We start from the raw sequence: 20,086 nt of genomic DNA, 5'->3' as shown, positions 1-20,086 counted from the left end.
CAGATGTCGTCAGACGTCGGCGAACGGTTTCGCGTAGTTGAATGTGCCGCGCAGGCTCGGGTCGTACGTCGTCAGGGGGCGGATCTGGAAGTACGCGCCCCAGGCCGGGTCGGGCGGCAGGATGCCGAGGTCGGTGCCGGGGCGGAAGCCGAAGCGGCCGTAGTAGGCGGGGCTGCCGAGCAGGGCGACGAGCGGTTCGCCGAGGGCGTCCGCCGCGCCGAGGACCGCGTGCATCAGGGCGAGACCGGTGCCGAGGTGCTGCGCGTCGGGGCGCACGCCGATCGGACCGAGTCCGAGGGCGGGTACGCCGTCGACGTGTCCGCGCGTACAGACGACGTGTCCGACGACCTCGTTCCCGCCGCCCTCTCCGATCGCCACGTACGACAGCTCGGGCAGCCAGCCCTCGCAGGTGCGCAGTGCGTCGAGCAGGGTGGCCTCCACCGGATCCGAGGCGTCCGTGTCCGTGTCCGGCTTGGCGAAGGCCGCCGCGATCACGGCACGGGCGGCGGATACGTCGGCGGGGGTCTCACGTCGTGTCAGCACCGGGTCAGTGTGGGAGGCGGCGGCGGGGCACCGCAAAGAGATATCCGGCCGCGTGGCCGCCCGTGCCGTCAGCCGCCTGTGCCGTCAGCCGCCCCGCGGCCCGCCGAGCGCGGTCGTCAGTTCGGCCCGGCGGCGGATGCCCAGCTTGCGGTAGGTGCTGGTCAGATGGGTCTCCACGGTGCGGCGCGCGAGGTGCAGCAGTTCCGCGATCTCCGTGTTCGTACGGCCGTCGGCGGCCAGCTCCGCTATCCGGCGCTCGCTGCCGGTGAGCGCGCCCGAGCCGGTGAGCGCCGTCGTAGTACGGCGGGCGCCGCCCTCGCGCAGGGCCTGCTCGGCGGTGGCCCGCAGCCGTACCGCGCCCAGCCGTTCGGCGCGTTCGGCCGCCTCCCGCAGACAGTCGCGGGCGCGGGACCTCTCTCCGGCGGCGGTGAGCTGGCGTCCCTGCGCGATCAGCGCGGGGATCAGTTCCGTGTAGAGCGGGACGTCCGCGGAGCCGTCCCGCAGGACGCGTACGGCCTGGTCGGCGAGTTCCAGGCCGCGCCGGCCGCCGGTCGCCGTGCCGAGGACCCGCAGGGCGCGGCCGACCGGCCGCGGGGTGTTCCACACCTGGGCCAGGCGCAGTTCCTCCTCGGCCAGTTCCAGCGCCTCCCGGGGGCGGCCGAGGGCCAGCCGGCACTCCGCCGCGGCGGTCCGCCAGGGAGTGACGACCGGGCTCACCACGTCGCGCGCCGACTGACGGCGCCCGCATTCGAGGAAGTCGTCGAGGGCGCCCGCCGGGTCCTGGCCGGCGGCCCGCAGCACTCCCCGGGCGTACAGGAACCGGTTCACCTCCCAGGAGTCCTTCGCCTCCCGCAGGTCGAAGCCGCCCGCGAGTCTGCGGGCCTCCACCACCCGGCCGGTCTCGACGAGCGCGATCACGGCGTGCGCCTGGCCGTTGCCGGGGCCCAGCCGGATGCCGGACGACGGGCGGGCCTCGGGGCCGGCGAGCAGGCGCGCGTAGTCGCCGCGGGCGGCGGCGAGGTCGGCGCGGACGTTCAGCAGGGCGCGGTGCATCGGGTGCAGCAGGGACGGGCGCTGTCTGGCGAGGCCGCGTCCGACGAGCCGCTCGGCCTCGTCCAGTTCGTCGGCCCACTGGGCGACGGCGGCGGCCGTACCCAGCAGGAAGGGCTCCGCGAGCGGTTCGACGGCCTCCGCGAGGAGGGCCCGTACGCGTTTCATGGCGGCGTCCGCCGAGAGCAGGCCCGCCGTGGCCTCGTACCGTACGAGCAGTGCCTGGCCCGCGGTGCCGATCAGGCGCGGTGAGCGGTCGGCGCTCTCCCGCAGCCGGCGGTAGAGCTCCTGCCTGATCTCGTGGTCCTGGTCGGCGAGGAGCGCGGAGGCGATCTGCACGGTGCGGGCCAGGTCGGGGTGGCCCGTGAGCTGCGAGTCCAGCGACCGCAGGACGTCGACGGCGGCGCGGGCCTCGCCCCGGCCGGCCAGTGCGGTGCCCAGGGCGACGGCCGCGCGCACCCGGTCCTGCGGGACGCCGGGCAGGCGTACCGCTTCGGCGAGGCGGGGTATGCCGGCCGAGGAGCGGACGGTGGCGTACTCCAGGGAGCCCAGTTCGGTGAGGAGCCGCTGCCGGTGGTCGTCGGGGAGCGGTTCGTCCAGGGCGCGGCGCAGATAGGGGAGGGCGTCGGCGGTGCGGCCGTCGTGGACGGCGACGGCGGAGGCGTCCAGCAGGACGCCGGTGACCCAGGGCTCGCCGACGGCGTCGGCCCGCAGCAACTGGCCCGCGACGACCTCGGCGCGTTCGCCGCGCCGCAGCATGACCTCGGCGGCCCTGCGGTGCGCGGCGCGGCGCCCGGCCACGGGCCAGCCGCTGAGCACCGCGTCGCGCAGCAGGGGATGGGCATAGCGGGGCCGCCCGTCGGCCCCGACCCGCAGTACCCCCAGCCGCGCCATGGCGGTCAGCCACCCCGCCACCCGGGCGGGATCGGCGTCGGTGACCCCACCGAGCAGGTCGGCGAGCTCGTGCACGGCGGTGTCGTCCGGGGACCCCGTCGCGAACACCCCCGCCGCCACCGACCCGTCACCGGAGGAGCCGTCGCCGATGGAGCCGTCGTCGATGGAGGCGTCGTCGATGGAGGCGTCGTCGATGGAGGCGTCGTCGATGGAGGCGTCGTCGGCGGGCCGGGCCGTCTGCGAAGGCCGGGCCCCGCCGTCCTCCGCCGGTTCGCCGTGGGCGGGATCGCCCGCGTCCGGGCAGTCCGCACCGCCGCCGGTCCGGCTCGCGACGGGCACGCCTGCCCCTTCGCCTCCGGCAACGGCACCGGCATCCGCGGAAGCGGCAGCAACAGCCGGGGAGCCGGCCCCACCCTCCTCGCCCCCGCCCAGGGAACCGGCGTCGACCGGCGTGCCGTTCGTGCTGTTCGGAACGCTCGGAACGTTCGGATCGTTCGGCGCATCGAACGGTGTCCGGGGCCGAGGGCCAGGGAAGGTGGCGTCCAGGGTGGCCAGCGCGCGGGCCACCTCCGTCGTGGCGGGGCCCGCGCTGTCGAGCCACCAGGAGACCGCGGCCTGGTACGCGCCCGGGTACAGCGCGGCGCTCGCCCTCGGCACCGTGGCCGGCAGCGTGCCGCGCAGGTCGTCCAGCAGGGCGCGCAGCAGCAGCGGGCTGCCCGCGCTCGCCCGTACGCAGTCCTCCACCCACGACGGCGGGACCGAGCCGAAGTCCGAACGGACCAGCTGTGCCGTGGAGTCGGCCCCGAGCGGAGCGAGGGTGAGCGTGCGGACCAGTGCGGGGGAGAGCGTGTGGGCCAGGCCCGCCGACGGTGCGTCGATGTCGTACTGACTGCGCTCGGTCGCCACCAGCAGCACCGGTAAGCGGTCCACCCGTCGGGCGGCGTCGACGAGCCACCGCCGTGAGGCGTCGTCCGCGAGGTGGACGTCGTCCACGGTCACCAGGAGCGGCGGCCCGGCCGTGAACGACCGCAGCAGCCGCCACAGCCAGGCCCCCCGGGCCCGTTCGTCCGGTATCACCCGGGACTCGGCGAACTCCGCTTTCGGGCCCAGCAGTTGGCGTACGGCCGAGAAGGGCAGCGCCGTGTCGTCGGGCGAGCAGCGGGCCCGCAGCACCCGCATCCCGGCCGACTCCGCCTGCTCGGCGGCGGCTTCGAGGAGCGCGGAACGGCCCGTACCGGTGGCACCGCGCAGCAGCACCAGCCGCCCGGTCCCGGCGCGGGCGCGCGCGGCCTCGGCGGCCACCAGTTCCAGGGTTTGACGACGCTCAAGCAGTGGTACGTACATCCCTGCCTCCCTCGCGGCCGTGGTGCGGCCCACTGTGTGGGACGGCGGAACGGGTGGCTCCCGTTGCCTGAGATGACCCACTGTCATATACGCAACGTCGTTTCCGATCTGGTTCCCGATCTCGTGGTGTGTCTCGTGGTGCTCCACGATTGCGCCGAACACACGGCCCCCAGAAGTGTGATGACCGCACGCCTGTCACGGACGCCACAGAGGTGACGGGCTCGTGAACATAGGGGAGTGAGTTGCGCAGCTCGTTTGGGACCGCGGCTCCGGGCACGGCAGAGCCCGAGTCCCGAATACCGGTGGCGGTACACGCCTCGGACCCGATCACCCGGGAGGGAGCACTCAGCCAGCTGAGACAGCACCCGGTGATCGACCTCCGCGAGGAGACCGAGACCGGCCCCGACACCGTCGCCCTGCTGATCAGCGAGACGCTGGACGAGGCCGCGCTCTCCCGGCTGCGCAGACTGGTGCGCAGCGAGGGTGCCCGTGCCGTCCTCGTGGTGAGCATGATCCGCGAGACCGAACTGCTCGATGTCATCGAGTGCGGGGTCGGCGCCATCGTGTGGCGCCACGAGGCCACCGCGCACCGGCTGGTGCAGGCGGTCGTCGCGGCCTCCCGGGGCGACGGAGATCTGCCCGCGGATCTGCTCGGCCGGCTGATCAGCCAGGTGGGTTCGCTGCACCGCACGGCGAGCAGCCATCCCGGGGCCCCGTCCTCGGGACTCGCGCCGCGCGAGGTGGACGTGCTGAGGCTCGTCGCCGAGGGGCTCGACACCGGGGAGATCGCCAGCAAGCTGTCCTACTCCGAACGAACCGTCAAGAACGTGATGCACGGGCTCACCACCCGGCTGCATCTGCGCAACCGGGCGCACGCGGTGGCACATGCCCTCCGGGAAGGCTACATCTGATCGAACGGGCAGCCGAAGGCGGACGCGGGGGCAGCATTCTGTGCCCGCCGGCCGTCCCCGGCGTGCCTGCGGAGACGGAGCCTTCCCAGGCACGATCGGTTACGACACCGGTCATCGGTCACGACAGCCGTCGAGCGGTGACAGCAGCGGTCCACGACAGCGGTTGCGGTGTCGCCGCGAAACAGCCGCGCCGTCATCCGGTGGCGGTACGGCAGGGCACGGCACGGCAGGGCGGGAGCGCGACGGTGATCCACGAGGTGGACGAGGTCCTCAAGCGGCTGCTCGGGGGTGGTGCGCTGGCCGGCTCCGGCATCGACGTCTCCTTCGAGGCCCCGACCCGCGACTGGGCGGCCCGGCGCAACGCGCCGACCATCAACACCTACCTGTACGACATCCGCGAGGACGTCTCCCGGCGCCAGCGCGGCCACACCGCCGTCCGCGACGACCGCGACATCGTCGTACGCCGCCGCCAGCCGCCCCGCTGGTTCCGGCTGTCCTACCTGGTCACCGCGTGGACCAAGCAGCCGCTGGACGAACACCGGCTGCTCTCCGCGGCGTTGGCGACCCTGCTGCCGCACGAGCTGATCCCCGCGAGCGAACTGCCCGGCCCCCTCGGCGCGCTGGGCCTGTCCATCCCGCTCACGGTGGCCGGACTGCACACCGAGTCGCGGTCGCTGGCGGAGATCTGGTCCGCGATGGGCGGCGAACTGAAGCCGTCCCTGGACCTCGTCGTCACCGCGCCCTTCCCGGCCTTCCCCGAGTACGACGCCGGTCCCCCGGTCACGGAGGGCGCGGGCGTGCGCATCCGCGGCATCGACGGCTCGCTGGAGGGTTCGGAGGAACGCCGGCACCGGCCGCGGCACCTCAAGTCCTCGCCCCTGGGCACCGGTACCCGCGAGAACGACGGTCCTGGTCAGCACGGCAGCACCGGTGACCGGCAGAACACCGGAGAACGGCAGAAGTGACCGCCCACGCCCCGCTCACGTCCGACACGCTCCTGCTCCGGTTGGCCCGACTGCGCGACCGCGTCGGCGAGTTGGTCGACGAGCGCACCGCCCAGGACCCCACGGCGGGCGATCCGCTGCGCGGCCTGTACCTCTCCGACGAGGCCGTACGGCATCTGCTCGGGCCCACGACGACCTCGTACCCCTCCGCCTTCGAGGACGAGCCGGGCGGCCGGGACGGGGACGGGGCGGCGTACGAGGGCGGCGGCGCGGACCGGCTGGAACTGCTCGCGGTGCGGCTCGGGCTCACCGAGCTGGACCTGCGGATCCTGCTGATCGCCCTCGCCCCCGACCTGGAGCGCTCCTTCGAGTCGCTGTACGGGTATCTCAACGACGACGTCAGCAGGCGCCGGGCCACCACCGGGCTCGCCCTCGACCTGTGCGGGCTGCCCGTGCACTTCGCCGGGGCACGGGCCCGTTTCCATCCCTCGGCCCCGCTGACCGCGCTCGGTCTGCTGAGCGTCGAGGATCCCGAACGCCCCTTCCTCAGCCGGGCGTTGCGCGTACCCGACCGGCTCATCGCGCATCTGCTCGGCGACGACACCCTGGACCCCGCGCTCGTCGGCCACGTCCACCCGCTGGCGACCGCCGCGCCCTCGCACGACGACGGGTTCGCCGACAAGCTCGCCGCCCGGCTGAGCGCCGCGCCCCTGACCGTCTATCTGCGCGAGCACCGCGAGGGCGACGGGCTCGCCGGTGCCGCCGCCGCCCTGCGGACCGCGGGGTACGAGGCCCTGCACTTCACGGGCCCGGAGGACCGCGTACCCGAACTCCTGCGTGAGGCCCGGCTGCGCGACGCCGCCGTCGTCGCGTCCGCCCTGCCGGAGAAACCCGGGCCGCTGGTGCGGGCGCTGGCCCACTCCGGGGTGCCCGTGCTGCTCACCGGGTCGCGGCCGTACGACCCGCAGTGGTGCGAGCACGACCCGCTGGTCCTCGACGCGCCCCGGCAGCGGGCCGGCGCGGTGGACGTCTGGTCGGCCGCCCTGCGGGACGAGCCCGGCTTCGACCTCGCCGCCACGGTGGCCCCCTACCGGCTCGGCGGCGACCGCATCCTGCGGGCCGCGCAGGCCGCCCAGAGCCTCGCCGGCTTCGACGGCACGCCGGTGACCGCCGCGCATCTGCGGCTCGCCGCACGGCAGCAGTCCGCCTCGGGGCTTGAGCAGCATGCCCGGCGGATCAGGCCAGACGTGGACTGGGGGGACCTGGTCCTGCCCGACAAGCCCCTCGTGCAGCTGCACGAACTGGCCCTGCGCGCCCGCCACCGCGACCAGGTCCTCGGTGACTGGCGGCTCAGCGCGGGCGGCGGCCGGGGCCGCGGGGTCCTCGGTCTCTTCGCGGGCGAGTCCGGTACCGGCAAGACCCTGTCGGCCGAGGTCGTCGCCGCCGAACTCGGCCTGGACCTGTACGTGGTGCAGCTCTCCTCGATCGTCGACAAGTACGTGGGCGAGACCGAGAAGAACCTGGAGCGGATCTTCACCGAGGCCGACCGCACGGACGCGGTACTGCTCTTCGACGAGGCGGACGCGGTCTTCGGCAAGCGCTCCGAGGTCAAGGACTCCCACGACAAGTACGCCAACATGGAGAGCGCCTACCTGCTCCAGCGCCTGGAGTCCTTCGACGGCATCGCCCTGCTCACCACCAACCTGCGCGCCAACATCGACGAGGCGTTCACCCGGCGCCTCGACCTGGTGATCGACTTCCCGTTCCCCGACCCCGGGCAGCGCCTCGCCCTGTGGCGGCACAGCCTCTCCGCGGTGCCGTGCGAGGAGGGCACCGACCCGTCGGCGGTCGCCGAGGCCTTCGAGCTGGCGGGCGGCTCGATCCGCAGCGCGGTCGTCACCGCCGCCTACGCGGCCGCCGGACGCGGCGCCCCGGTCACGACGGCGGATCTGCGCGAGGGCGCGGAGCGCGAGTACCGCAAGGCGGGCCGGCTGGTCCCCGGAGAGGGCAACTGGTAGGCGCACAAAGGCTCGTACGACACGTGACGGACAGTCGTCCGAGCCCTCTCGTGACGCCCCGGTGAACTACGGCCGACCACCCGGTGAGCCGGGGGCCTCGATCAGCTGACACCCCATGTGACCTGCCCTTTCCCACCCATCACTCTGGTTACGCTGCCTCTCGGACGGATCCGGAACGGCAGACGTGCGGGGGTGCCCCCGTGGTGGGGACGGCTCGCGGTGCGCCGACAGCGGCAGGCGTCGAACGACCAGGGCAAGGCGCCCGAGACGGCGGCGAAGTCCTCCGTACCGGGCGGCCCGGAGCCGCGCGCGATGCTCGCGCTGCAGCAGAGCGCGGGGAACGCGGCGGCGTCCAAGGCACTGCACGGCAGGAACCCGCACCGGACCCGTCTGCTCGGCACCCCGCCCGGCGAGGCCGGCCGGTCCGTCGCGGGCCCCTCGCGCACCGCGCAGACGCCCGGATCCACCGCGCGGGCGCCCGGGTCCACCGGTCTTTCGTCCATCGAGGAGCTGCCCGAACACGCCCCCGCCACCCGGCTGCGGTCCGTGCTGCCCACCATCGCGGAGGGCGAGGAGGGCGCCCCCGAACCGGAGCCGCTGGGCCTGCCGCCGTATCTGCGGGACCTGACCGCGGCCGGACTGTCCACCGCCCGGCAGCCGACCGGCCACGAGATCGTGGGCACCGCGCTGGCCACCGCCATCGGCCACTCCGAGGGAACGGTCGCCGAGATCAAGGAGGAACTGGCGGGCCGACCGGAGAGCTTCTACGGGCAGGGCCGCGCCTTCTCCGTGGCGGGCCCGAACGGCAAGGACTGGTACGACGTCACCGTCACGATCTCCCCCGCCCCCGAGGACCGGCCCGAGACCTTCGTCTCCGCGGCGGTCCTGAAGGCGCGCGCGGAGACGGCCGGACGGGCCGGCGACCGGGCGGCGGCACGGGCCGCGCTGGCCCGCGAGGCCGAGGGCGCGGCCACCAAGGTGGACGTCCAGCACAACACCCAGGCCACGGTGGGCCACACCGCGGGCAACTCCGCGAGCCGCGGCGCCGGTCTGACGGCCTTCGGTCTCGCGCCGGTCGTGCCGGGCGTCTGGCTCGGCGGCGCGGTCACGGCGAACGCCCAGCCGTTCCAGTCCGCACGCGAGTCACGCACCCAGAAGAGCGTCGCCGAACCACGCGTCCTGCGCAGCGACAAGGGCTCCGTCGAACTGCTCCGCCAGGTCCGGTACGGCGTACGGATCAAGAAGCAGGACGCGCCCGACGTGAAGTCGTTCAGCGGGACGGGCACGCTCACCATGCGCGTCCCCACCGAGCACCTGGTCCCCGCCTCCGTCGCCGCTTCGGCCTCCGGCGGTACGCCCCCGCGGGCGGCGAGGCTGTCCACGCGCACCGCGCGGAAGGTCGCCCGCGCCGACAGCCTGGCCCCGGTCGCGGTCACCGACTCCGCGGCCCCGCACGAGGGCGGCAACGGCCTGTTCGACAAGGTCCGTTCGGTGCTGCACCCCTCGCTGACCTCGCCCGGCGCCCCCGGCCGCGCCCGGCTGTACGACGCCACCTCCACCGCCACCGTCCTGGAGGACATGCCCCGGCTGCTGCGCCAGGAGGTCGTCGGCGAGGACCTGACCGCCAAGGACGGCAGCGCGGTGGGTACGTACCGGATGCGGGCCGCGATCGGTTCGATGACGCCCGCGTGGAAGATCGGCAAGACCCAGCTGCGTACGCATCAGCAGGCGCAGCACTCGGTGACGGACACCGCGGGCAAGGGACGCGGCGGCACGTTCGGCGTGGGCCCCGCGATCGGGGTCGGGGTGCTGGCGAACGCCGCGGCGGTCCGCGCCACGGCCATGCCGACGTTCGGGGCGAAGAGCGCGCGCTTCACCGTGTCGGAGCAGACGGTCTCCAGCCGGCAGGGCGCCGAGGTCCGCGGCGACAAGGTGCTCTACCGGGGCACGGTGCTGCTCACCGTCGAGGGGACCGGTCCGCTCTCGCCCGCGATGAAGGCCCGGATGGGGAACCGGACGGCGACCCACTCGATGGACGTGTGGCTGAGCCTGCGGGCCGACGAGGCGCAGGCCCTCGGTCTGCCGCTGCCGTCGGGCGTCGTCGCGGACGAGATGGTGAAGAAGCCGAAGGCGACCCCCGCCGGGGGAACGGGCTCCGGCACGGACTCCGAGTCCGACCCCGGCGGGGACAAGGGCAAGGGCAAGGACAAGGGCAAGGCGCGGGCCTCCGACGTTACGTCCGGGTCCGGGTCCGGGTCCGGCTCCGGGTCCGGCTCCGGGTCCGGGGAGGCCGCGCCGGACGTCGAGCGCCATCTGCCCTTCGGGGCCATGGGATCGAGCGTCGCGATCAGCCAGCTGGACACCGGTCCGCTGCTCGCCGGCGTCCAGCGGCTGTTCGCCACCGACCCGCAGCTGGCCGGGTACCTGCCCGCCTTCGGCGCCGGACGGGAGCCCGGGAAGACGAGTCCGGAGGAGGCCGAGGCGCAGCGGGGCAACTACCGCGAGCTGATGACCGTCCTGTCCGACACCAACCTGGCCGTCAACAAGGACCAGTTGCTCTCCAGCGGTATCCGCGTACGGATGCGGCGCAAGTCCCGGATGCACGCGCACGACGTGCAGATCAAGGTCACCGGCAGGCTCGGCGACACCACCTATGCCGGTGACGTCAAGGACTGGCTCGTCCGCAGCCACTCCGGTGTCACCAGCAACGTCCAGAGCGGACGGTCCAGTTCGCGGTCGGTGGGCGGGATGGTGCTCGGCCAGTTCCGGATCATCCCCTCCGCGCTGAACGCCTCCGTGCGGGCCGACCGGACGAAGACCGGCGCGCGGCGCGGCCAGGGCGGTCCGACGACCCGCTCGGACATCCTGACCAACGGCTCCGAGGACGCCGCCGCGTTCGACGGCTCGCTGCACCTCGACGTGGACGTCACCATGACGACCAGGGAGCGCAAGGCCAAGCGCACCCTGACGCCGGGGCTGCCGGGCCGGGACGTGCCCGAGGCGAGGCACATCGGCTCGGTGGAGCTGGAGGACCAGGACGTACGCCTGCTCACCCCGGCCGGGTTCGCCATGGACACCGAGGAGAAGCAGCGGCTGGACGCCTCCGTCGCGGCCCGGACCGCCGGGCACGGGCCGCCGCGGCGGACCTTCGCCGCCGAGGGCATCGGCGACCTCGCGGGCATGGAGCCGAGGGCGATGGCCTCCCGGCGGGTACGGGACTGGACGCTGGTGGAGACCCTCGGCGACGGGCAGCCGATCCGGGACCTCGCGTTCGAGCTGCTGGCCGGGGCCGCCGCCCGCAACAAGGCATTGCGCGAGGACAAGGCCCTGGCCACCGAGGGCCTGGCGCCGCGGCTCGCGATCGAGGAGCGGTTCAGCCCGCAGGCGGTCACCGCGGCGCTGCGGCAGGCGGTGTCCTCCGGCTGGGTCGTGAAGAACCTGCGCTACCCGCGCCGGACCGCCGGGCTCACCGGCGCGGTGGGTACGCGGTTCGCGCTGGCCAACCCGAAGGTCGTGCATCAGGCCACGGGTCCGGGCACGGAGAGCTTCGTCCTCGGCGGCCACCAGGCCAGCGGGCAGGAGTCCGAGAGTACGAGTACGTCGGTGCAGGCCGGGGTCGTGGGCATGCAGAACGGCGCCGACTGGCGGGCCGGTGAGGGCGTCTCGGCGGGCCGCACCCTGAGCGAGGGCTCGTCCACGGCGTCGACGCTGGCCGGCACGGTCGAGCGCAACGCCCACACCTCGCGCAGCCGGCCCCTGTACCTGGTCCACTGCGATCTGGTGGTCCGGATGGTCGCCGAGGTGGGGGTGACCGGCGGCGGCCCGTACGTCTCGAAGTCCGAGCGGACGCTGCCGGGGGCGGCGGCCGTGTGGCTCACCGCGGACCAGCTGAGGGCGTCGAAGCTGCGCGTACCGGGCGAGAAGGCGGCGGAGAAGGCACCGGAGAGGACGCCTGAGAAGGCAGGGGCGAAAGCAGGGGCGAAGGCTCAGGAGAAGGCGCAGGAGAAGGCTTCGGGGAAAGTGGCCGCCGGTGACGGGCAGGACCAGCAGGGCGGCCGGGAGAGCGGCGCCCCGGCCCCGCGGCCCCAGCTGTCCCGGGACCTCCCCCTCGGCTTCGGCGCGATCGAGGACCTGCCCGACTTCGTCCCCCTCCTGGAACAGCTCCGCGGCAGCCTCGGCCGCCGGGACAGGAGCCTGGCCGAGAACCTGCTGCCCAGGCAGCAGCTCAAGGACCGCAACGACAACGTGCAGCGGTTGCTGCGGGTCCTCGACAAGGACGGGGCCGCCGGGCTGCTCTCCGGCGCCATGGACGGCGGCGTCACGGTGGAGCTGCTGGACGGGCGCAGGACGCCGTACTGGGCGGTGTTCAAGGTCAGCCGCAACGGGCCGGGCACCCATGCCGAGACGCTGAACGAGGGCCCCGGGGACATGGAGTACATCACCTCGGCCTCGGCGCAGCGGGCGAACGGCCGGGAGAAGAGCGACGCACGCGGGGTCGAGGCCGTCTTCGCCGGGGCGGCGAAGCCCGAGAACGGCGGTGGCCAGCTGAAGAACGTCGGCGGCGCGGCGGGGTTCGGCCTCGGGTACAGCGACGCCCAGAAGACCGCGTCCGTCGGCCGTGCCCAGCTAGGCGTCAAGACCGTCGCCGAGGCCTCGGCGCGCTCGGTGCGCATGAACGTACCGATCACGGCGTCGCTCGAACTGCACTCGTCCAAGGGCCGGTTGGGGCTGGCGCAGCTGAGCGGCCGGCAGCTGACCCACCGCATCCTGCAGAACGACCTCACGGCCCTGAACCGACTGGAGCCGGTCCAGCAGGATCAGCAGCAGCAAGGGCAGCAGGGGGCGGGGCGGCCGACCCCGCCCGGCCGCGAGGACGCCCGTGCCGACCGGATGGGGCCCTGGCACGAGGGCGGGGTGACGCTGCCGATGGAGGCGCAGGTCAACGGCTTCCAGGGGGCGCCGGACATCCGGAAACTCATCGACGACACCGTGCGGGAGGCAGGCGGCAGCAAGCGGTACGGCAAGCAGGGCGACGCCGCCGCCCACGTCCAGCGCGAGGCGGTGTCCACGGAGTGGCTCATCTCGGCGCTCCCCCTGCTGACCTCCGCCGGGGTGGATCTGCCGCCCGTGCACGCGAGCGGTCTGCGGGGCCAGGACCTGCGCACCTCGCTGCACGCGCGGCTGCGGGGCGGTCGGGTGCTGGGGGTCGGCGACAAGATGACGTTCGAGACGGTGGCGCAGAGCGGTCTGGACGCGCCGCGGCCCACCGGGGTGGACAGCCAGCAGTCCGCCGAGCACGGGAAGTCCGCGCGGGGGATCGTCGGGGCGGGGGTTCTCAACGCCACGGAGTTCCGGATGAACCAGTTGCTCGGCAATGCCGACGGGAGCGGCAGCGTGACGGACGCGCATGCGAACGCCGCCGGGTCGATGCCGCTGCACAAGCCGAAGTTCGAGTCGGTGCTGGTGCAGTTCACGCTGGACGTGCGGGTGGTGGCGCGGGTCGCGGAACGCGGTCCGGGTGGGCGGCGGTCGGTCGGCGTACGGGAGTTCACCCTCCCCCGACCGGTGGTGGTCCGGATGCCGGCACCGGCGGTCCGCCGCATGCTCCGTGACCCGGCGAACGCGTCCAAAATGACCGACCCTCAGGGCCACTTGACAGAAAAGAAGGCGAACGCGGCAGCGACGGCCTGAACGAACCCGCGCCCCTTCAGGGGCGCGGGGAACTGCGCAATCCTTTGGGTCAGTCCCCACCGGCCCGCACCCGGCACACAAGCCGACCCACAAAGTGGGTCACACCGTGAACTTCACCGCTTCCAACCAGCGGTTGTTGTCCAGCGACCCGCCGAAGATGAACCCTTCACCCTCCCCCGGCTTGTCGCAGCCGAGGCCCAGCCAACCCCCGTCGTGCACGTGCGCGTTCTGGCACACGGCCCCACCCCCGTTGTCGACGTTGATGGTGAACCCCAGCAGATCCGGCGCGTCCTTCTTCGTACTGCCGATGTAGTTGTCGATCCCGTCCGCCGCACCCGACCAGGGCGCGATGTAGTGCCCCTGCCCGTTCGTCGTCTCGGGGTCGTTGACGAACGCCGCGCTGGCCGTCCCCTTGGTCCCCGACACGGCGATGTTGAGGCTCTTCAGCGGCGTGTTCTCCCCCACCGTGCCCGCCGTCTCGCCGTCGCAGACCGCTTCGGTCCAGCCCTTGTCCTTCACGAAGGCCCGGTAGCAGATGTGCTTCTTGTCGGGTTCCTCGGCGGCCAGTTCCTGGACGGCGGTCGCCGCGGTCCGCTCCGGGGCCTTGGTCTCCTTCTCCTCGTCGGAACCACCGCCCCCCGCTCCGGCGGCGGCCCCACCGGCGGCCTGCGTCTCCGCAACGGCCGGGGGAGTCGTGGGAGCGACGGTGGGAGTGGTCGGTATGGGCGGAGACGCCGTGGGACTGCTGGGCGGCAGCGTGCTGATGCCGGCTTCCTGCAGCTTCTCCGTGGCGGTACTGCGGACCTGCGGCTTGTAGGCGATCCACAGCAGCACGAAGGTGAGGGCGAGCGCCATGAAAATGCCGAGGAAGGTCGCGAGCCAGCGAGGCAGGAACCCCTTCTGAACGTACGTCCCTTCCACACCCAGCGGATCCACACCCGACCGCTGCACGGCCAGGGTGTACGGCCGGGACTCCTTCGACCCGAACCAGATGATCTGCCGCGGCTTCAGCGTCGTCTTCACGAACGCCGCACGCCCCGGCTCGATCTGCACATTCGACGGATGGATGTCGTACGAGAGCTGGTCACCGTTGTCACTGCCGCTCACGGACGCGGTCAGCTTCGTATTGCCGAGGTTGTCCACGGCCAGCTTCGGCCGCCCCCGAAACCGCCCCTTCACGGTCGGCGGCACCAACTCCGCCCGCACCTCCGTGAACGGAGTGATCGTCAGATTCCCCTCGGGAACCGTCGTCGCCTCGGGGTGCTCGGTCGGCGTGATCCGGACCGCGTACGGATTCGGACCCGCCGTCGCATCCGGCGTCCGCGGCGGCGCGAACGCGATGTCCACCGAACCCGTCGTCCCCGGATACAACCGCAACACCTGCGGCTCCACCCTCGCCCACGGCGCCAGCGGACCCACCGCCTCGAAGCGGTACTCGTCCACCACATCACCGGTGTTACGCAGACGCAGCCGCACCGTCGTACTGCCACCCGGGTCCACGGTCGCGGAGGCGGGCTCCAAGGAAGTCCAAAGGCTCACTCTGAGAATTTAAACGCGGATCCGGTGCCGGGTCAGGAAGCGGCGGGGCAGGATGCGTGCCCGAACAGGCGGCACCAACTGCCCCGTGTTTCAGCCCCTGTTGGGATGAATGATGAGCCACTCCTGGTCATCGGTGTTGGAGCAGTGATACAGCGTCAGGTTCGTGTCGACCGTGCCGGTGCTGAACCCGGCGACGTCCAGGCACTTGTTGTTGCTGGCGAAGTTGCGGATCCAGTAGGCGCCGCTCTCCTGCTTGTCGATCCACCACAGGTCGTTGTCGGCCGTCGTGCCGTCGCACGGGGACTCGAATATCCCCACCTGCACGGGCTGCGCCCCGGCGTTCGGCAGGTCCATGCAGAGCTGGTCCTTGACGTTGCGGATCACGAAGAGGGCGGAGCCGCCGGGGCCGCCCTTCGGCTGGCGCACCTCAAGGTTCCAGAGCTGGTTGTCCTCATCCGTGTTCTCGGTGCAGGTGGCCTGCTGTACGCGGCCGGTCGCCTTGCCCTTGTCACGGCCGGGGAGGTCGGCGCACATCTTGGTGGTCGGGTTCCGCAGGAGGATCTCGGTCGCGGGGACGACGCTCTTCTTCGTCGGCTTCGGCGACGGGCTTCCCCCGCCTCCGCCTCCGCCACCACCGCCGTCGCCGTCGCCGGACGTCGTCGGAGCGGCGGGCTCGGAGGCCACCGGCTCGACCGACGGGGCCTTCGGCGCCTCGGGGGTGAGTGAGGGGGAGGGTGCCAGGGTGCTGATGCCGGCTTCCTGCAGTTTCTCCGTGGCGGAGCTGCGGACCTGGGGCTTGTAGGCGATCCACAGCAGCACGAAGGTGAGGGCGAGCGCCATGAAGATGCCGAGGAAGGTCGCGAGCCAGCGCGGCAGGAACCCCTTCTGGACGTACGTGCCCTCGACGTCCAGCGGGTCCACACCGGACCGCTGCACGGCCAGGGTGTAGGGCCGGGACTCCTTCGATCCGAACCAGATGATCTGGCGCGGCTTGAGCGTCGTCTTCACGAACGCGGCACGACCCGGCTCGATCTGCACGTTCGACGGGTAGATGTCGTAGGACAACTGATCGCCGTTGTCGCTGCCACTCACCGACGCCGTCAGCTTCGTATTGCCCAGGTTGTCCACGGCCAGCTTCGGCCGCCCCCGGAAACGCCCCTTCACGGTCGGCGGCACCAACTCCGCCCGCACCTCCGTGAAGGGGGTGATGGTGAGGTTCCCCTCCGGGACCGTCGTCGCCTCGGGATGCTCGGTCGGCGTGATCCGCACCGCGTACGGATTCGGACCCGCCGTCGCATCCGGCGTCCGCGGCGGCGCGAACGCGATGTCCACGGAACCCGTCGTCCCCGGATAGAGCCGAAGGACCTGTGGCTCGACCCTCGCCCACGGCGCGAGCGGACCGACCGCCTCGAAGCGGTACTCGTCCACCACATCACCGGTGTTGCGCAGACGCAGCCGCACCGTCGTACTGCCACCCGGGTCCACGGTCGCGGAGGCGGGTTCGAGGGAAGTCCAAAGGCTCACACGGAAACGCTAGCCGTCGGATGGGCCGTGGGCAGCAGACCCAGGTGCACGCCCTGTTGCCCGAAAGGCCCACGGCCGGGGCCGTCAGCTCCTGGGGATCGGCGAACCGGTCGCCGTCATCACGAAGTGCGCGTAGGAGTCGGCGTTCATCAGTGCGCGCCGGCCCATGGCGTACCAGTTCTCCTGCCTCTGCGGACGCTGTGTCTCGTTGTCGCCCGTGTAGGTGGACGGGTCGCGGGCGACCCGCCTGCCGAGCATCGCGGCGTCCTGCGTGGCGGCGGTGGCCGGGTCGAGGACCGAGGCCAGACCCGCCTGAGCGGCGTCCTCCGACAACTCGTGGTCGTACGAGCTGTACTGGTAGTCCAGCGTTCCGGCGAAGCGGTGCGTCGCCTCGTGGATGACGTACCAGGCCACCTCGCCCTCCTCGCGGAGGTTGATCGGGCCGGTGCGCCCCGAGTCCATGGAGGGCAGCTCTTCGCTCTTCATGTAGTCCGGATTCAGCCTGCTGGTGTAGTCCTTGGTGCTCGGGTCGACCCAGCCGGCCGCGCCGGACGCGGTCGCCCCCTTGGCACTGATGTCGAACATCGACGGCTCGCCGACCAGGGCGATCTGCGCACCCTGGGAGTTCAGGCCCACCTGCACCCGTCGCAGCACCTCGGAGATCCGCGGCACGAGCTCGCCGATCTGCTGCGGGGTCGCCGTCTGGAAGAGCGGGAACGCGGACTTCAGTGCCTGCAGCAGCAGACCGCTCGGCGCGGCGCCCGCCGAGCCCAGCAGGGCCTGCGCGGTGGCCATCTTCTCCTGCGCCTCGACGACCGCCTTGCGGGTCCTGTTCTCGCGCTGCGGGTACTTGTGGTCGGCGATGGTCCCGCGCTTGGAGATGCCGACGGCGCCGCTGCTGTGCAGTTGCCGGGTGACGTCGTCGTACTTGTCGCCGTGTTTCAGGGAGGTGGAGTCGACCTGCAGGTCGGCGGTGGTCCTGGTCTGGCCGTTGCTGTCGAACCACATACCCGAGTTCTGGCCCCCGACGTGGTGCGTCCGGGTGCTGCCGTTGAACGTCCAGATCGCGCGCTGGATCGCGTACCCGCCGGAGGCGTGCCTCGCGCCGGACCCCTCGGTGGCGTTCTCGGGGGCGGCCGCGCGCTGCACCGGCGGCGGCCCGCTCCTCGCCTGTGCCTCGACCGCCTCCGCGCGCTTCTCGCCCCAGTCGCCCTGGCTGGAGACCTTCAGCCCCGAGCCGTTGTCGGTGCCGGGGACGGCACCCCTGCGCTGGTCCTTGACGTGCTGCAGCTCGTGGATGAGCGTCGGCTTGTCCCTGCCGTCCCAGACCACGTTCTCGCCGGCGGTGTACGCGCGGGCACCGATCGCCTTGGCGGACTGCAGGGCGACCGTGTCCGTGTGCAGCTTCACGGTGCTGAAGTCCTCGCCCTGGAACCAGCTCGCCGTCTCCTGGAGCAGCGAGCCGTTCATCCGGCTGCCCGGGGACTTCACGACCTGGTCCACCAGCTCGCGCTGCTCGTCCGGGGTGTGTCCGCAGCCCGCGCCGTGCTGGTGCTGTCTGCGCTGCACGGCCTGGGTCACCGCCGCGTTGCCCGCCGCGCTCTGCATCGCCAGGATCCGGTCCGCGGTGGTGCCACGGTCCGTCATCGGGCGGATCTTGACCTGATCACCACCGGCCTTCTCGGCCTGGGCTTCCTGCGCGCGCATGACGTTCCCCTCCACGGCTGATCCTCCAGCTTTACCCGACAGGGCCCCGCGCGGGGAGAGCGGTACGGGCACCCATAGGGGCAGGGCGACGGGATCGGGGGGCACACGGGGGTCTCGTGCTGCCCTTGCGGGCAGGTGGTCTGCCCCCGATCAGGTACCGCAGGACGTTTCAACGAACGCCCGCGCGCGTGAGAGTCGGAACAGACCTGTCTCGTACCCCGAGGAGAGCAGAGCATGCCGTCCTACCTGTCGCCCGGCGTTTACGTCGAGGAGGTGGCCAGCGGCTCGCGTCCCATCGAGGGAGTGGGCACGTCGGTGGCAGCCTTCGTGGGGCTCGCCCCGCACGGCCCGCTGAACGAGCCGACGCTGGTGACCAACTGGTCGCAGTACGTCGCGGCCTTCGGTGCCTTCACCGACGGCTACTACCTCGCGCACTCCGTGTACGGGTTCTTCAACAACGGCGGCAGCGCCGCGTACGTCGTACGCGTCGGCGGCGCCTCCGACGGCGCCGCGGAGAACGGCGTGTCCGCGAACGGCGCCCCGGCGGCCGTCTCCGGTTCCGCGGCCCGCGCCGAGCTCACGGCCGGCGAGCCGAAGCAGCTCGGCACCTTCAGCGTGACCGCGGTCGCGGGCGGCTCGCTCAGCGTCGAGGTCGCGGACCCCGAGGGCGAGGGCCCCGCCGAGCGCTTCAAGCTGATCGTCAAGGACGGCGACAAGCCCGTCGAGTCCTTCGACGTGACCGCCAAGAAGGGCGGCCGCAACTACGTCGTCACACAGGTGAAGGAGCGCTCCAAGCTCATCACCGTGCAGGAGGCGGCGCCCACCGCGCAGCTGGCCCGCCCCGAGAACCAGACGGTGGCCCTGGTCGCCCCGTCGGCCGCCCCGTCCAACTCCCCCGCCGTACCGGCCGGGTCGGACGAATCGCACCCGGGCCCGGCCCAGTACCTCGGCGACTCCGCCGACCGCACCGGCTTCGGCGGCCTGGAGGCCGTGGACGAGATCTCCATGGTCGCCGTCCCCGACCTGATGGCCGCCTACCAGCGCGGCGCGATCGACCTGGAGGCCGTCAAGGCCGTCCAGCTCGGTCTGATCGCGCACTGCGAGCTGATGGGCGACCGCGTCGCCGTCATCGACCCGCCGCCCAGCCTGAACGCCCGTGAGATCCGTGTCTGGCGTCAGGAGACCGCCGGTTACGACTCCAAGTACGCGGCCCTGTACTACCCCTGGGTGAAGGTCTTCGACCCGGCGTCCGGCCAGTCCCGGCTGACCCCGCCGAGCGGTCACGTCGCCGGCATCTGGGCCCGCAACGACTTCGAGCGCGGTGTGCACAAGGCGCCCGCCAACGAGGTCGTGCGCGGCGCGGTGGACCTGGAGCTGCAGATCACCCGCGGCGAGCAGGACCTGCTCAACCCCATCGGCGTCAACTGCATCCGCGCCTTCCCGGGCCGCGGCATCCGCGTCTGGGGCGCCCGCACCATGTCCTCGGACCCGGCCTGGCGCTACCTGAACGTCCGCCGGTACTTCAACTACCTGGAGGAGTCGATCCTGCTCGGCACCCAGTGGGTGGTGTTCGAGCCGAACGACCACAACCTGTGGGCCCGGATCCGGCGCAACGTCTCGGCGTTCCTCGTCAACGAGTGGCGCAGCGGCGCCCTCTTCGGCCAGCGGCCGGAAGAGGCGTTCTACGTCAAGTGCGACGAGGAGACCAACACCCCGGAGTCGGTCGACCTCGGCCGCGTGATCTGCGAGATCGGCATCGCGCCCGTGAAGCCCGCCGAGTTCGTGATCTTCCGCCTGGCCCAGTTCTCCAGCGGCAGCGGCGAGCTGGAGGAGTAGGCACCGCCCACTCCCTAGTGGCCGCGTGCCTCCCGGCACGCGGCCCCCTGCTCCTCCTCGTACGGCACCGACCCGTACGACAACG

At 72.6% G+C, this 20,086-nt stretch carries 10 protein-coding genes; 5 read left to right on the top strand and 5 right to left on the bottom strand.

Going from position 1 to position 20,086, the window contains the following annotated elements; all coding sequences use genetic code 11:
• Positions 1-9: 9 nt before the first annotated feature.
• Positions 10-543, bottom strand: a complete 534-nt coding sequence (locus J8N05_RS07410) for a GNAT family N-acetyltransferase (RefSeq protein WP_210881656.1) — start codon at positions 541-543, stop codon at positions 10-12.
• 84 nt (positions 544-627) lie between these two features.
• Entirely contained in the window at positions 628-3,831 is a 3,204-nt protein-coding gene (locus tag J8N05_RS07405) for a helix-turn-helix transcriptional regulator (RefSeq protein ID WP_210881655.1), read from the bottom strand.
• 242 nt (positions 3,832-4,073) lie between these two features.
• Between J8N05_RS07405 and J8N05_RS07400 the strand changes: the two genes are divergently transcribed.
• The 4 genes from J8N05_RS07400 to J8N05_RS07385 all read left to right on the top strand — a co-directional run bounded on the left by J8N05_RS07400 (position 4,074) and on the right by J8N05_RS07385 (position 13,395).
• Complete coding sequence (locus tag J8N05_RS07400) at positions 4,074-4,742, top strand: helix-turn-helix transcriptional regulator (RefSeq protein ID WP_107018048.1); 669 nt, start codon at positions 4,074-4,076, stop codon at positions 4,740-4,742.
• A gap of 245 nt (positions 4,743-4,987) precedes the next feature.
• Positions 4,988-5,707, top strand: coding sequence for a DUF4255 domain-containing protein (locus J8N05_RS07395; RefSeq protein ID WP_210890054.1), 720 nt, complete (start codon positions 4,988-4,990; stop codon positions 5,705-5,707).
• Positions 5,704-7,704 (top strand): ATP-binding protein, encoded by a 2,001-nt coding sequence (locus J8N05_RS07390; protein WP_210881654.1) that lies wholly within the window; start codon positions 5,704-5,706, stop codon positions 7,702-7,704. Before J8N05_RS07395 ends, J8N05_RS07390 begins: the two co-directional genes overlap by 4 nt.
• A gap of 219 nt (positions 7,705-7,923) precedes the next feature.
• Positions 7,924-13,395 (top strand): hypothetical protein, encoded by a 5,472-nt coding sequence (locus J8N05_RS07385; RefSeq protein WP_210881653.1) that lies wholly within the window; start codon positions 7,924-7,926, stop codon positions 13,393-13,395.
• A gap of 99 nt (positions 13,396-13,494) precedes the next feature.
• Here J8N05_RS07385 and J8N05_RS07380 read toward each other — a convergent pair whose 3' ends face one another.
• From J8N05_RS07380 to J8N05_RS07370, 3 genes are all read right to left on the bottom strand, one after another.
• Entirely contained in the window at positions 13,495-14,934 is a 1,440-nt protein-coding gene (locus J8N05_RS07380; RefSeq protein ID WP_210881652.1) for a hydrolase, read from the bottom strand.
• Positions 14,935-15,024: 90 nt separating this feature from the next.
• Positions 15,025-16,458 carry an RICIN domain-containing protein gene (locus J8N05_RS07375; protein ID WP_210881651.1) on the bottom strand — a complete coding sequence of 478 codons (1,434 nt, stop codon included), beginning with the start codon at positions 16,456-16,458 and terminating at the stop codon, positions 15,025-15,027.
• Positions 16,459-16,542: 84 nt separating this feature from the next.
• A complete protein-coding gene (locus tag J8N05_RS07370) occupies positions 16,543-18,165 on the bottom strand; it encodes an eCIS core domain-containing protein (protein ID WP_210881650.1) in 1,623 nt (540 codons plus the stop codon).
• Between the two features lie 234 nt (positions 18,166-18,399).
• Between J8N05_RS07370 and J8N05_RS07365 the strand changes: the two genes are divergently transcribed.
• Positions 18,400-20,001, top strand: a complete 1,602-nt coding sequence (locus J8N05_RS07365) for a phage tail sheath subtilisin-like domain-containing protein (RefSeq protein ID WP_210881649.1) — start codon at positions 18,400-18,402, stop codon at positions 19,999-20,001.
• The last annotated feature ends 85 nt before the right edge of the window (positions 20,002-20,086 follow it).

This window comes from Streptomyces liliiviolaceus, assembly GCF_018070025.1.
In the GTDB taxonomy this organism is placed as follows: domain Bacteria; phylum Actinomycetota; class Actinomycetes; order Streptomycetales; family Streptomycetaceae; genus Streptomyces; species Streptomyces liliiviolaceus.
This window is presented reverse-complemented; position numbering and strand designations above follow the sequence as displayed.